Here is a 14222-nt window from a genome sequence, read left to right as displayed (position 1 = left end):
ACTGCGCGACCAGCCCCCACCGGGCCCGCAGCCGAACGGGCTTTCAGGGGCGCGGGGAACTGCGCAACAAGCCACAACGCACCCGCACCCGACAACGCCCCCTCAGCAAACCCCCCGCTCCGGCAAGGTAACCGTCACAGCCAACCCCTCCCCAGGCGCGGTCCGCACATCCACAGACCCCCCATGCGCAAGAACAACCCCCTGCACGATCGCCAACCCCAACCCACTCCCAGCCCCACCCCCCGCCCGAAAGAACCGATCAAAAATCCGCCCCGCATCCTCCTCCGCCACCCCCGGCCCCTCATCCGCGACACACACCCGCACAACCCCACCCACCCGCTCAACCCCCAACCGCACAGCCACATCCCCAGCCGTATGCGTCCGCACATTCCCCACCAGATTCCCCAACACCTGCCGCAGCCCCGACTCATCCGCCCGCACCAGCAACGCCCCCTCCGCGGTCACACTGACCGGCCGCTCAGGCTCCTGCACCCGCAGATCCTCCGCCACGTCCCGCACCAACCGGCTCAGATCCACATTCCGCAACCGCAGCTCGGGCCGCTGATCGAGCCGAGCCAGCGTCAGCAGCTCGTCGACAAGGCGCCCCATACGATCCGCCTCACCGTTCATCCGGTCCCACGCCCGCCGCCGCTCCGCCGGATCCGTCAGCATCCCCTTGTCGTACAGCTGGAGATAGCCCCGTATCGCGGACAACGGCGTACGCAGCTCGTGCGAGGCGTCCGCGACGAACCGCCGCAGCTGGGCCGCACTGCGCTCGCGCGTCCGGTACGCCGACTCCACCTGGTGGAGCATGGTGTTGAGGGCGACCCGCAACTGCTCGACCTCAAGGGTGGCCTCCCGACTGGACGGAACCCGCCGGGTCAGATCACCCTCGGCGATGGCCGTGGACGTCTCGACCATGTCCTCCAGAGGCGCCATCCGCCGGCTCACGCTGAACATCGTCAGCACGGCGAGCAGCGCGAGCAGCAGCGTCCCGACGGCGAGATCCAGCTTGAGCGCCTTGCCGAGAACGTCGTGCAGGGCGTCCGTCGAGGTCGCCAGGAGCACGGTCGAACCGTCGGCGAGATGGGCGGCGGTGACCCGGTACGGAGCGTCCCGCACCCGGATGTCGTGCGGGGCGTCGTCGCCGGCGAGGGCGTCGGGGTCGGACACGGCGGCGACGAGGGCCCGCTGATCGTCGGTGGGCGCGAACCCGGCGACGGTCATGGCCCGCCCGCCCTTGCCGATGACGACGAAGATGCCGTCGGACACAAGAGAGTCGGCGTTGGCGGACCCGTCCCCGGACGAACCGCTGCCACCGCCACCATCCCCGCCCCCGGATGCGGACCGATACCTGTCGGTCAGGGCCGCGAACGCGGTGAGCGAGTCGATCTGCTCCAACGTGACCCGCGACCCCCCGATCGAGTCCCGCGTGCTCATCAGCTGCGTGTCGACGCTGTCCAGCAGATACAGCCGCATCCCCATCACACTCACACCGCTCGCCACGACGATGCCGAGCGCGAGCAGCGCCACATTGGCCAGCGTGAGCTTCACGCGCAGGGAGCGGATCCCGCCCTCGCACCGGAAGGTGCGCCCCCACCCCGGCCCGAAGGCGCGCCGCCATCCCAGCCCGATCCCGAAGAGACTCATGGACTATGCCAGCCCGTACCCGACACCGCGCCGGGTGGTGATCACCGGCGGCCCGAGCGCGTCGAGCTTGCGCCGCAGATAGCTGATGTACGTCTCGACGACCGTCGACTCGGGAGGCGTGTGCTCGTACTGCCAGACATGCCGCAGGAGCTGCTCCTTGGGCACGATCCGGCCGCCGTTGCGCACCAGGAACCGCAGCAGCGCGTACTCCGTGGGCGTCAGCTCGACCGTGCCGCCCGCGCGGTGCACGCTGTACGTCGACTCGTCCAGCTCCAGATCGCCGTACCGCAGCGGAGGCCGCTGCGGCAGCACGTCGACGGGCCGGGTCCGCCGCAGCACGGCGGTGATGCGGGCCACCACCTCATCGATGTTGAACGGCTTGGTGATGTAGTCGTCGCCGAAGCCGAGGGCGCCGACGATCTCACCCGGAGCGTCCCGCGCGGTGAGGAAGACGAGCGCCAACTCGGGCCTGCGGGCGTGCAGTTCACGCCCGAGGGCCCGGCCGTCGCCGTCCGGCAGCATGATGTCGAGCAGGGCGACGTCCGGGCGGGTGCGCTCGGCGAGCGTGAGCGCCTCACGGACGGTGCCCGCGACCATCACCTCGAAGCGGTGGTAGCGCAGGGCGATGGCGAGGACGTCCGCGATGCTCGGTTCGTCCTCCACCACCAGCACGGTGCCTGTCCCTGGAGCTGTCATGCCCTCAGTATCGGCGGGGCCACCGACAGCAGGGCCCTGTTCGTGCTTTGGAGTTCCTTGAGAGTCATGGCCGCCTCATGTCCACACCGGCCTCCGCCCCCAATTCTGTTGCCAGGACCTGGGGGACCGACCGAATCAACTACTCATGAGTGAGGGGCTGTTGAGCGTGGCGGCATTGGCACGGTGGTGCTATCGGCACCGGCTGGTGGTCCTGTTGATATGGGTGGGGGCCGTGTTCGGACTGGGCTTCGCGGGCTCCGCCGCGGGCACGGACTACGCGAACTCGTTCTCCCTCCCGAACACGGACTCCACCCGCGCGTACGACCTGATGGAGAAGGCCTTCCCGCAGAGCGCGGGCGACACCGACACGGTCGTCTGGAAGGTCGACGAGGGCTCGGTGAAGGACGAGTCGGTACGGTCCCGGATCGAGCCGAAGCTCGAAGAGATCGGGAAGATGGCGGGCGTCGGTGAGGTCACCAGCCCGTACGCCGCCGACGGCACCGGCGCCGCCCAGATCAGCGAGAACGGGCGGATCGCCTACGCCCAGATCACCTTCACCGAGCAGGCGAACTCGGTGCCCAAGGAGACCGTCGAGGACGTCGTCGACACGGCCCAGGCCGCCGAACGCGACGGACTCCAGGTCGAGTTGGGCGGCCAGGCGATCACCAGGACCCAGGAACCGCCCACCGGCGTCGCCGAGATGGTCGGCATCCTGGCCGCGGCGGTCGTCCTGTTCCTCGCCTTCGGCTCTCTCTTCGCGATGCTGCTGCCGCTGGTCGTCGCCATCGCCGCCCTGGGCACCGGCCTGATGGCGACGTCCCTCCTCAGCCATGTCACCGACGTCCCCGAAGTCGCCCCGCTGCTGGGCTCGTTGATCGGCCTGGGTGTCGGTATCGACTACGCCCTGTTCATCGTCACCCGGCACCGCCGGGGCATCCTGCGCGGCATGAAGCCCGAGGACTCGGCGGTCACGGCCCTCAACACCTCAGGCCGAGCTGTGCTGTTCGCGGGCGGCACGGTGTGCATCGCGCTCGCCGGCATGCTCGTGATGAACATGCGCTTCCTGGACGGCGTGGTCATCGCGACCTCCCTCACGGTGGTCCTGAGCGTCCTCGCCGCCACCACCCTCCTCCCGGCCCTCCTCGGCTTCCTCGGCATGCGCGTCCTCAGCCGCAGGCAGCGCCGCAAGCTGGCCGCGACGGGCCCGGAACCGGCCGAGGCGAGCGGACTGGCGGCGCGCTGGTCGTCGTACGTGGAAAGGCGCCCGCGCTCGACGGCAGCCCTGGCCCTGGTGGCGATGCTGATCCTCGCGCTACCGGTCCTCTCCATCCGCCTCGGGGCGACCGACCAGGGCAACCACCAGGAGTCGACGACCACCCGTCAGGCGTACGACCTGCTGGCGGAGGGCTTCGGCCCCGGCTTCAACGGACCGCTCCAGGTGGTGGTCGCGGAGGGCGACGCGAACGCGCTCGTCTCGACGATCCGTACGACGGAGGGCGTGGCGCAGGCAGCGGCGGCGCCGCCGTCCCAGGGCATCACCGTGATCCAGGTCGTCCCGACGACCTCACCCCAGTCGGAACAGACGGACCAACTGATCGACCGACTCCGGGACGAGGTCATCCCGGCCTCCGGAACCGAGGCCCACGTAGGCGGAGTGACGGCGATCTTCAAGGACTTCGCGGCGGTGACGGGCGACCGCCTGCCGTACTTCGTGGCCGCGATCATCTCGCTGGGCTTCCTGCTGCTCCTGGTCGCATTCCGCTCCCTGGTGGTCCCTCTCACAGCAGCACTGATGAACCTGATAGCGGCGGCGGCCTCGTTCGGCGTACTGGTCGCGATCTTCCAGTGGGGCTGGGGCACGGAGCTGCTGGGCATAGGAAAGGAGGGCCCGATCACGGCGTTCCTCCCGGTAATCATGCTGTCCCTCCTTTTCGGCCTCTCGATGGACTACCAGGTGTTCCTGGTGAGCCGAATGCACGAGGAATGGGTGCATACGAAGGACAACGCGAGGGCGGTCCGAGTGGGCCTCGCCGAGACAAGCAGGGTCATCAACTGCGCGGCCCTGATCATGATCTGTGTGTTCTCGGCCTTCGTCCTGAGCGGCGACATGGAGGGCGCGATGGCGGGCATCGGCCTCGCGGCGGCGGTGGCGCTGGACGCGTTCATCCTCCGTACGGCCCTGGTGCCGGCCGCGATGCACATGCTCGGCAACTCCAACTGGTGGCTCCCGGCGGGCCTGGAGAAGCGCCTGCCGCATCTGGCGGTGGAGCCGAAGGAGGAGGCCCCGGAGACCGGGGAACCCGCCGGGCCGGCGGGCGGTGCCTCGGTGGTCCACGGTTTCGTCCGTGACGCGGAGGGCGCGCCGGTCGAGGGCGCGGCGGTGAGCCTCCTCACGAAGGGCGGACGCCAGCTGGACCGGGTCACCTCTCTGGCGGACGGCTCGTACATCCTCTCCGTACCGGCCCCGGGCGCGTATCTGCTGTCGGCGACGGAACCGTCGTACGGCTCCCGGGCCCGGCAGGTGACGGTGGAGGACGGTCCTCTGGTGTACGACGTGGAGCTGACGGAGGCGTCGGAGGACGAGATGGACACGGTGAACTGAAACTCAGTTCTCGCCGGCCGAAGAGCCCTTCCCGTCCTGTTTTACAGGGCTGGGAAGGGCGTTGGTCATGCCGGGCAGGAAGTCGCTGAACAGGTCGTGGACTTCGAGAACGAGCGGACGCAGCACCCGGAAGCGGGCCAGGGCGACACCGCGGGCGGTGAGCCGGGCGCCGCGTCCGGCGAGCCGGTAGGTGCGCTCCCGGCCCTCCGTACGGTCGTAGATCCAGTACATGACCATGCCCATCTGGGACAGCCACATCAACTCGGGCAGTACGTCCTTGAGTTCCTCCGGCACCTTGGCCTTGGACCCGGCGAGCACTTCCCTGTGCACCTCGATGGCCTGCACGCGCGCGTGCTCCGACTCGGCGGAGAACGGGCTGAGAGGGCTGTTCGGGTCGGCGGCGGTCTTGAAGAACTGCACGGCGAACTCGTGGTAGGGAGCGGCGACATCGAGCCAGGCCCGGTGCACCCCGGCGAGCCGGGCCTCCAACTCGGTCTCCCGGTCGAGGACTTCCCGAGCGGCCACCTGGTACTCCCGGGCCAGTTGGTCGTAGAAGCCCTGGATCAGATGCTCCTTGCCGGCGAAGTAGTAGTAGGCGTTGCCGACGGAGACCCCGGCCTCCTGAGCGATGGCCCGCATGGTCGTCTTCTCGTACCCGCGCTCCTTGAACAGCCGCATGGCCGTCTCCAGGATGAGCGCACGGGTCTGCTCGCTCTTGGGGCTGGGGCTGTCTTTCGCTGCTGCTGACACGGAAGCGAGCCTAACCAGTGGAGCAGGCGCCGCTGTCACAGCCGGGCGGGTTGTGGATCCACCCGAGGCTGGGATCGTACGACCATCCGTCGGTCCGCTGGTACGTACGCCGACCGCGCCTGTGGTCACCCCCTTGTGCCCCGCGCCACTTGGCGGCGGCCAGGGCGGCGGCCTTGGCGACCCGGGCGCCGGCCGGGGTGCTGAGCCGATGGGCGAGCGGCCGATGCTCCCGCAGCGCCCAGAGCACGACGACCCAGGCACCGGCGCCCCGGTAGACCTGCCCGCCGTCCCCGACGACGGTGATGTCGGCGAGGGTGGCGGAGTGGTCGAGGGTCGGGAAGAGCCCCCGGGCCCGCTCGAACCCGGCCGGCACCAGCACCAACGGCACGAGCTGCGGCTGCCGTACGAGCCACTCCCGCACGAAGGCACACAACTCACAGTCGGCGTCGTACAGGACGGTGAGCCGGCGGACCGGCACGCCCCCCGTGGCGTGCCGGTCCGCGCGGGCGATGGTGTCCCCCGACCCCACCGCATCCAGTTGGCTCATCCTGCTCACGCCCCGGCGGTGGGAGCGACCCACCCCTGCGGAGCGACGGGCGGCACCTGCTCCCGCTCCATGACACCCCGCCGCCGGATCTTGCTGAGCACGAACACGTTGGCGAGGTGCATGACACCGAGGACGAGCAGCACGACCCCGAGCTTGGTGGAGAGGGCCTCGAAGACCTCCCGGGTGCTGCCGATGTCCCCGTCACCGCTCAGATAGAGGGCGACGAACCCGAGGTTGACGAGATAGAACCCGACCACGAGCAGATGGTTGACGGCGTCGGCGAGCTTCTCGTTCCCTCGCAGCACATCGGCGAGGAAGACCCGCCCGTTGCTGCTGAGAGTCCGCGCGACCCAGACGGTCAGCGCGACGCTGACCAGCAGATAGATGACGTATGCGACGACTGTGAGGTCCATGTCTCTTCGTCCTTGTCCCCGTGTCCTTGCCCCACCCGAACGACTTGAACGCGTTCAAAAGTGCTTACGGGGGAGACTGTAGACCTGTTTTTGAACACGTTCAAGTGGGATCCGGGGCGGACTGCTCACGGCCGTGGGGCGAGGTTCACGACCGCCCGAGTTCAGGCCGCTTCCGGTAGTCCGTGAAGCCGATGACGTTGCCCCAGGGGTCGGCGATCTCGACGGTCCAGCCGGTGGCGACGGAGAGCGGGGTGTCGAGCGGGGTGATACCGGCCGAGGTCATGGCGCGGAACGCGGCCTTGGCGTCCGGTACCTCCAGCCAGATCCGGGGCGAGGCCCACGGGGGCGGCCGGTGGCCGAGCGCCTCCTCGACGCGCAGCAGCAGGCCCGGGGTCTCGGGGCCGACCCTCAGTACGGCGATCCCGGCCTCGTCGAGCCGGGCGGTGATGCCGAACCCGGCACGCTCGTAGAAGGCGACCGCCTCGGCGAGGTCACCGACGGGCAGCAGCACGTTGTCGAAACCGAGCAGTTCGTACGACTCGTCATCTGACATGGCGTCAGGGTAAGGGGATGGTCGGTCGAAATCGGACATCTCCGGCGCGCCGGTGATTGTCAGTGGTGCCTCGTACTGTCGTCGGCATGGGAATGGTGACGTTCGTCGACGAGACGACAAGCGGGGCCCGGGCCGAGGGTTGGGGGCTGGAGATCGCCGAGGAACGGCTCGCGCTGCGTGAGCTGATCCGGCGGCGGGTGTTCCAGGAGGTCGCGGAGTACAACGCGCGTACGCCGGAGGTGTTCCAGGGCCTGGTGCAGCCGGCACACGCGGAGCGCGTGCTCAACGGCTACGCGCTGCGCACGCCCCGCCGGATGGACCCCGAGGCCCAGACCGAGCTGGCACTCGGCGCGTTCGCGGGCAACGGCTTCCTGGTGCTGGTGGGGGAGCGCCAGGTGACCGACCTCGACGAGGAGATCGAGCTGGCGCTCGGCACGGAGGTCACGTTCCTGAAGCTGGTTCCCCTGGTGGGTGGGTGACGGTCATGCGCCGCTACGGACTGGCAGGAGAACTGCGCCGCCGGATCGCCGAGGGCGACATGGAACTGACGGCGAAGGCCGCCCTGAGCGCCATCAGGGCCACCGACGGCTACTGGGAGGAGGCCTGGGAAGCGGTCCTCGGCGAGCTGACCAGGCTGGGTCCGGCGGAGCGGCGCCGTCTCGTCGACGTGCTGGTGGAGGGCTTCCACGAGCGCGGACAGGACCCCGACCGACGGACGGACAGCCTGACCCTGGTCAGTGCCCTCTCCTGGGACTTTCCCGACGACCCGCTCACCGCCGAGCGGTTCGCGGAACTGGCCGAGCTGGGCAGGGTGAACCACTACTACTGGTACGGCGCTCGGCTCGACCTCCTCGCCAAAGCCGAGATCACCAGGGGCAGGGCGCTCGCGCCGGCCGTCGTCGCGTTCTTCCGCCGCTCCGCCCTCACCGGCTACGAGCCCCACCCCGCACCCGAGGGCACCGACCGGCCCGTACTCAACGTGGGCGAGGAATGGGCGGAGCGTGCCATGGCGGACGCCACCGGCCCCGACTGGGAAGCCCTGCTCGCCCACCTCACCACCGCCACCGCCTCCAGACCCACGGCCACGTGGGACAAGAGGGCCCGCACCCTTGCCGACACGCTCGGAGAGGACCACGTCCGCGTGACGGCACTCCGCTGGCTCACCCTGGTCGGCCGTCCCCGCACGTTCCCGCTGGAGTGCGGTCCGCACGACCCGGACATCAACAGCGCCCTCGACCCCTACAACGCGAACGCGCTCCGGGGCCTGGCCTGGCTGCTCTCGCTCCTGCCCCCGCGCCCGGACACGGCCCGTGCCCTGGGGGCCCTCGTCGAGACCTCCCTCAAGAGGATCGCCGGCCTGGGCGCGCGCAACCCGAAGGTCGCCAACGCGGGAGTGGTCGCCCTCTCCCGTATCGACGGCGACGAGGCCCTCGCCCAACTCGCACGCCTGTCCACCCGCATGACGCACAAGAACACGGCGAAGCTCCTCGACACGGCTCTGCGGACCCGGGCCACCGCACTGGGCCTGAGCCGCGAGGAGATCGAGGAACTGGCGGTCCCGGCCTACGGCCTCACAGAGGTCGGCCGCTCGACCCACCACCTGGGCGAAGTGACGGCCGAGCTGACGACGAAAGGCACAAGAACCCATCTGACCTGGAAAAACGCGGCAGGCAAGCCGACGAGGACCGTACCGGCGTCGGTCCGGAGGGACCACGCGGACGACCTCAAGGACCTGAAGGCGGCGGCCAAGGACATCGACAAGATGCTGACGGCCCAGAGCGAGCGCCTGGACCGCCAGTTCCTGGCCCGCCGCACGTGGTCGTACGAGACCTGGCGAGAGCGCTACCTCGACCACCCTCTGGTGGGCACCCTGGCCCGCCGACTCCTCTGGACGGTGGACGGCACCCCGACCGGCTTCGCCGAGGGCGACCTGCGCACCCTCACGGACACCCCGGTGACGACGGGCACGGAGGTGACGCTCTGGCACCCGGTGGACAGGGACCCGGCCGAGGTGATGGCCTGGCGGGACTGGCTGGAACACCACGAGATCACGCAACCGTTCAAACAGGCCCATCGGGAGCTGTACCTCCTGACGGACGCGGAACGCACGACGTCGACCTACTCCAACCGCTTCGCGGCCCACGTCGTACGCCAGCACCAGTTCAACTCCCTCGCGGCGATCAGGGGCTGGCGCCACAAACTCCGCCTGTGCTTCGACGACGATGCCCCACCGGCGATCCGCGAACTCCCCGAGTGGGGCCTGCGAGCCGAGTTCTGGATCGCGGGCGACGGCGAGGAGTACGACGTGGACACCACGGAGTCGGGCACCTACCTCCGCCTGCGCACCGACCAGGTCCGCTTCTACCCGCTCGGCGCCCCCGCGGACCCCCTCCCCCTCACCTCGATCCCACCCCTGGTCCTCTCCGAGGTCCTGCGCGACATCGACCTGTTCGTGGGCGTGTCCAGCATCGGCAACGACCCGACCTGGCAGGACGGCGGCCCCGACGGCCGCTTCCGCGAGTACTGGACGTCGTACGGCTTCGGCGACCTGACCCAGAGCGCCCAGACCCGACGAACCCTCCTGGAACGCCTGATCCCCCGCCTGGCGATAGCCGACCGCTGCACCCTGGAGGGCCGCTTCCTGCACGTCCGGGGCGAACGCCACACGTACAGAATCCACTTGGGCTCGGGCAACATCCTGATGTCCCCGGGCGACCGCTACCTCTGCATAGTCCCGAAGACCAACCCCGAGCCCCACCAACACGGCTACCTCCCCTTCGAGGGCGACCGGATGCTGGCGGTGATCCTGAGCAAGGCGATGCTGCTGGCGGACGATGCGAGGATCACGGATCAGGCGATCCTGAGCCAGTTGTAGGCGGGGCCCCGGGCTCTCGGCAGACACCGGCCGACACCGAAGGGCCCCGCTTCCTCAGAAGGAAACGGGGCCCTCGGCAACGTACAAACGCCCGCTCACCCCACAGCGATCCGGTTCTTCCAGTAGTCCCTCGCCGCCAGGACCTCCCGTCCGGAACCCGGGACCACGGTCGCCTTGCCACCGGCGTAGAAGCGGACGGTGCCGTCCGCGCGGATGGCCCACAGGTCGGGGACGGAGTCGCCGTTGACGTCCGGGGTGCCGAGTACGTGGAGCATGCTGGCGCTGTCCCAGCCGGCGGGGGCGTACTCGGTGTCGGCGCCGCCGGACGAGCCGCCGCCGCTGGCCAGCGAGGTCATGTCGACTCCGCCGCCTGTCGCGGCGATGCCCGTACGGAGCCTCAGCTTGGCCGTGGCGTCCTCCCGGAAGACGATGTCCGTCACACCGTCGCCGCTGACGTCCTGGACGGTGACGAGGTCCCGGCCGGTCCAGCCGGAGGGCCAGAGCTGGGTCGCCGTGTCGATGGTCGCGCCGTGATAGCCGGTGAAGACCCACAGCGCGTCGCCGATGGTGGCGAAGAAGTCGGTCCGGCCGTCGCCGGTGGCGTCGCCCGCGGACATGATCTGGGTGAGGGTCGAGGGGTTCGGTGCGCCGTCGGGCAGCAGGATCTCGACGCGTTTGTCCATGTTGACGGCGCCGTACCCGTCCCCCGGGTAGACCCACAGCCGCTCGCCGAGGCGGACGACGAGGTCCTGGAGGCCGTCGCCGCCGTAGATGTCACCGTTGTGAGTGATCAGGGCGCCCTTGAAGTGTTCCTTCGGCGGAGAGGAGAAAGGCGGCAGGTTGTCGCCGTTGGGATCCTTGTTCGGGTTGGCCCGGTAGGCACCCGGCATCGAGTACTCGTTGAGGTCGCCGGTCTCCTTGGTCAGATCCTTGACGTCGGTCCGCGAGGAGTAGAGGCCCAGGTTGCCGGCCGCGGTGACGACCATCATGTCGGCGAGCTTGTCGCCGGTGAAGTCCCCGGGGGCGTCGGCCTGGTCGCGTGGGGTGACGTAGAAGAAGTACTTCGTCGGCTGGGAGACGTTGCCCGCCTGGTCGATGACGCGGACGTACAGGACGTTCGGGCCGGCGGCCGGAGGTTTGGCGTCGCGGATGCCCGCGCTGACCAGAACGTCGGTGTTGAACACTCGGTCCATGCCGAACACGTAGTTGGGGGAGTTGAAGCCCCACTCGTAGCGCACCACGTCCTTGTCGAGGGCGCGCGCGACGAAGATCCCGGGTGTGCCGAACTTCTTCGTGCTCCAGGTCGCGTCCTCGCCGTCGTGGCCGAGGCCGTTGTCCTTGCGGTCGGCGTTCGGGAAGTCGTCGGAACTGACCCTGGGCGGCTTGGGCGCCGAGAGGTCGAGCACGAAGCGGCACGGTGTCTTGAGGGGCGAGAAGACGGAGGAGGTTCCGGCGTCGTCGACGGCCCGGACCCGCCAGGAGTAGAGGCCGCCGTTGATCAGTTTGCTGGTGGCGAACGCGTTTGTCGTGACCAGGGCCGAGCCCCGGTTCTCGCCGACGGAGACCTTGCCGGTCGTGCCGAGCAGGTCCCCGGTGCTGCCCCACTTCCCGTGCTGCCAGAGGTCGAAGTCCAGGAAGTCGAGGTTGCTGTCCTGGTCGGACGAGCGGGCGCTGAAGGTGATGCCGCCGGCGCCCATCCGGACGTAGGGCGCGGTGGTGGTGCACTTGGCGTCGGGGCCGAGGTCGAGGGAGTCGGGGGCGGTCGGCCTGCGGTTGTACTCAAGGTCCAGCACGGGCGGGAAGTCACCGTTGGCCTGGAACTTCTTCCACGCGTACTGCGAGTTCTCGTCGCTCGCCCGCATCCCGAAGGTGATCGTGGCCGCGCCCTCGTTGGCCCGCTTCTGTGCCGCAGCGCGCAGATCGAACGTCTCATAGGCGTCCCGGCAGCCGGACTTGTATCCGTGCGCGAAGCTCTTGGTCGCGTATTTGTTGCCGTCGTGCAGCCTCGGCGCGTTCTTCCAGTTGGTGCGCGAGTTGACCGGGCCGGTGAGATGCACGCTCATCGAACGGGCGCTGCACGACCAGGAGTAGGTCTCCAGCATGTACAGCTTCGCGCTCGTGATCTTCGCACCCTTGAGGGCCTTGTCGAACTCGATGTTGAAGTACGAGCGCGAGGTGCCCCAGGTGTCGGACTCGAAGCCGACGCGCGCCTCGTGCGTACCGCCCTTGTTGAAGCCCTTGCCGTTGTAGAAGGTCGCGTTGGGGTGGCGGCTGTAGGCCGTGGTCCAGGCGGTGACGTGCTTCTTGAACGACGGGTCGACGAAGACCGGGTAGGTGGTGGCCGGGTCGGCGAGGAAGTCCTGGTCGGGGGTGAGCAGCCAAGTGGACCCGGACAGACCGGACTTGACGACCTCGCCGCGCGAGTCGGGGGACGGTCCGTCGAGGGAGGGCAGGCTGAGCGTGGCGGCCGAGCCGGTCTGCGAGGGCGAGGGCGTCGGCTCGGGGGGCGCGGACGGCAGCGGGGACTCGGACACGGTCGGCGCGGGACCGTCGGAGGCGGACGGCAGATCCTCCGGCTCCGTGTCGGTCTGCTCGTCCGTCTCGATCGGCTCGTCGTCGGCCGGGCTGGTGCTGTCGCTCGGCGTGGGGTCGGGCTCGGGTATGTCGGTGGGAACGGGCGACTCGGACGTGGTGGGCTGCGCGCTGGCGCCCACTCCGCCGTCCGTGACCGCCGGGACGCCGCTGCTGTCCCACATCAGCGGGGTGGGCGACATCGCCACGTCGTCGCCGTACGCGTTCTCGGCGGAGAGGATGCCGGTGACCGGGTTGAGCCGGAAGCTCAGGTCCGGGGCGGAGACGCCGTACGAGAGCTGCTGCACATGGGGATCGGCGGCGGCCTGGCGGTTCTTGAGCACGATGAGCTGCGCGAAGCCGTCGTCGTCGGCGGTGAGTACGAGGTCGGCGCCGGGGAAGATCTCCGGGTACAGGGCACGGGAGCCGTCGATGATCGGGGCGGGGACCGGTCCGGGCCAGGTGAGTTGGATGTCGTAGCCGTCAACGGTGAGGGTGACCAGGGGAGTTGGTGTCACGTCGGCGGCCAGGGCCGCTTCGGCGACGGTGCCCTTGAGGAGGGAGACACGGCGGACGGAGGTGGCGCGGGACGCGCGCTCGCTGGACGCGGTGGCACGGGATGTCTCACTCGAACCGGCCGAGAACACGATCCGCGTGTTGGTGGCCGTGGGCTCCCAGCCGGCCTCGGTGCGGCGCAGGTCGTAATCGAGGTCCTTCCACTCGCCGCCCACCTTGGCCCGGATCGGCGAGGCGTACAGCTTCTTCAGCATGCCGCCGCCGGGCTTGGCCCAGGTGGTGGAGCGGGCGGTGCGCTCCGCGGTGACCTCGACGGACTTTCCCGTCTTCGCCGCACGCGCGATCGCGACGGCCTCGGTGACCGGCTGAGCGCGCCGGCTGTCGCTCGTCCCGTCGCCCGACTCCGACCCCGGGCCGGAATCGTCCAGACCGAGGCTCACGAAGACGATGCCCGTCGCGGCGAGGGCCGCGGTGAGTACGGCGGCGGTGGTCCGGCGTCCGGGCATGCGCGTTCCGGGCATGCGAGACCGGCTGCGCGTGGTGCGCGTCATCGGGCGAGTTCCCCTTCCCCCTTGGAACCGGGCGCGCGACAAGGGCACGGCCGGGCCAGCCGATGATGGCCCATGAGTCGGCTGCCGTCACGCATTGCGAATACGCGCGGTGACTGAGTCGCTCAATCACCGCGTCCGTATTGGTGATTGGCCTCGCCCGCCGACAACTGTCCTGCGGAGCGACTCCCATGACGTCAAACCGTCGTAAAGCGTCTTCAACTTCCCTGATTTCAGCGGCATTTGTAAAGGGAAGTTAAGAATCTGGTAATAGATCACAAAGGGGTAGCAGCCTCCGTTACCTCGGGTAGGTCGGACTCCGCCCATCACCAACCGCTACAAGATGTTACGTACCGTGTCGATCATCACATCCACACAGGTGATCTAGCGAAACACCACAGAGCCGTCACAGAATCTCCCGCATCTGATATGCCCTCACGTGTGGTCCGATCCTGGTCCCGCACCAAGTGGTCCGGGGGGACCTCACCGTGTTCGGTCGCT

The 14222-nt window shown here is 69.3% G+C and carries 10 protein-coding genes; 3 read left to right on the top strand and 7 right to left on the bottom strand.

Annotated features, from left to right (window positions below; all coding sequences use genetic code 11):
* Positions 1-102: 102 nt before the first annotated feature.
* A complete protein-coding gene (locus OG787_RS17015) occupies positions 103-1650 on the bottom strand; it encodes an ATP-binding protein (RefSeq protein ID WP_369036781.1) in 1548 nt (515 codons plus the stop codon).
* 3 nt (positions 1651-1653) lie between these two features.
* Complete coding sequence (locus OG787_RS17010) at positions 1654-2346, bottom strand: response regulator transcription factor (RefSeq protein ID WP_369036782.1); 693 nt, start codon at positions 2344-2346, stop codon at positions 1654-1656.
* A gap of 175 nt (positions 2347-2521) precedes the next feature.
* Between OG787_RS17010 and OG787_RS17005 the strand changes: the two genes are divergently transcribed.
* Entirely contained in the window at positions 2522-4948 is a 2427-nt protein-coding gene (locus OG787_RS17005; RefSeq protein ID WP_405540508.1) for an MMPL family transporter, read from the top strand.
* Positions 4949-4951: 3 nt separating this feature from the next.
* Here the strand turns inward: OG787_RS17005 and OG787_RS17000 are convergent, their stop codons facing one another.
* From OG787_RS17000 to OG787_RS16985, 4 genes are all read right to left on the bottom strand, one after another.
* Positions 4952-5698 (bottom strand): TetR/AcrR family transcriptional regulator, encoded by a 747-nt coding sequence (locus OG787_RS17000; RefSeq protein WP_405535655.1) that lies wholly within the window; start codon positions 5696-5698, stop codon positions 4952-4954.
* A gap of 10 nt (positions 5699-5708) precedes the next feature.
* Positions 5709-6245: a DCC1-like thiol-disulfide oxidoreductase family protein gene (locus OG787_RS16995; protein ID WP_405540506.1), complete on the bottom strand. Its 537-nt coding sequence runs from the start codon at positions 6243-6245 to the stop codon at positions 5709-5711.
* Between the two features lie 5 nt (positions 6246-6250).
* Positions 6251-6658: a hypothetical protein gene (locus OG787_RS16990; RefSeq protein WP_369036784.1), complete on the bottom strand. Its 408-nt coding sequence runs from the start codon at positions 6656-6658 to the stop codon at positions 6251-6253.
* A 145-nt stretch (positions 6659-6803) separates the two neighbouring features.
* Positions 6804-7211: a VOC family protein gene (locus OG787_RS16985; protein ID WP_369036785.1), complete on the bottom strand. Its 408-nt coding sequence runs from the start codon at positions 7209-7211 to the stop codon at positions 6804-6806.
* Between the two features lie 86 nt (positions 7212-7297).
* On the opposite strand from OG787_RS16985, the gene OG787_RS16980 reads away from it, so the two are divergent.
* Both OG787_RS16980 and OG787_RS16975 read left to right on the top strand, forming a co-directional pair.
* Positions 7298-7690: a hypothetical protein gene (locus OG787_RS16980; RefSeq protein WP_369036786.1), complete on the top strand. Its 393-nt coding sequence runs from the start codon at positions 7298-7300 to the stop codon at positions 7688-7690.
* Positions 7691-7695: 5 nt separating this feature from the next.
* Positions 7696-10086, top strand: a complete 2391-nt coding sequence (locus OG787_RS16975) for a DUF4132 domain-containing protein (protein WP_405535654.1) — start codon at positions 7696-7698, stop codon at positions 10084-10086.
* 95 nt (positions 10087-10181) lie between these two features.
* On the opposite strand, the gene OG787_RS16970 is transcribed toward OG787_RS16975, so the two are convergent.
* Complete coding sequence (locus tag OG787_RS16970; RefSeq protein ID WP_405535653.1) at positions 10182-13724, bottom strand: DNRLRE domain-containing protein; 3543 nt, start codon at positions 13722-13724, stop codon at positions 10182-10184.
* Positions 13725-14222: the final 498 nt, after the last annotated feature.

Origin of the sequence: Streptomyces sp. NBC_00075 (assembly GCF_045041225.1) — a bacterium.
Classification (GTDB): domain Bacteria; phylum Actinomycetota; class Actinomycetes; order Streptomycetales; family Streptomycetaceae; genus Streptomyces; species Streptomyces adonidis.
The sequence above is the reverse complement of the archived record's forward strand: the minus strand, read 5'-3'. Positions and strand labels throughout refer to the sequence as shown.

What these genes read in the sequence shown, in the direction of transcription:
- OG787_RS17015 (WP_369036781.1), bottom strand. Translation starts at nt 1,650, where the DNA reads ATGAGTCTCTTCGGGATCGGGCTGGGATGGCGGCGCGCCTTCGGGCCG.
- OG787_RS17010 (WP_369036782.1), bottom strand. Translation starts at nt 2,346, where the DNA reads ATGACAGCTCCAGGGACAGGCACCGTGCTGGTGGTGGAGGACGAACCG.
- OG787_RS16995 (WP_405540506.1), bottom strand. Translation starts at nt 6,245, where the DNA reads ATGAGCCAACTGGATGCGGTGGGGTCGGGGGACACCATCGCCCGCGCG.
- OG787_RS16990 (WP_369036784.1), bottom strand. Translation starts at nt 6,658, where the DNA reads ATGGACCTCACAGTCGTCGCATACGTCATCTATCTGCTGGTCAGCGTC.
- OG787_RS16985 (WP_369036785.1), bottom strand. Translation starts at nt 7,211, where the DNA reads ATGTCAGATGACGAGTCGTACGAACTGCTCGGTTTCGACAACGTGCTG.
- OG787_RS16980 (WP_369036786.1), top strand. Translation starts at nt 7,298, where the DNA reads ATGGGAATGGTGACGTTCGTCGACGAGACGACAAGCGGGGCCCGGGCC.
- OG787_RS16975 (WP_405535654.1), top strand. Translation starts at nt 7,696, where the DNA reads ATGCGCCGCTACGGACTGGCAGGAGAACTGCGCCGCCGGATCGCCGAG.
- OG787_RS16970 (WP_405535653.1), bottom strand. Translation starts at nt 13,724, where the DNA reads ATGACGCGCACCACGCGCAGCCGGTCTCGCATGCCCGGAACGCGCATG.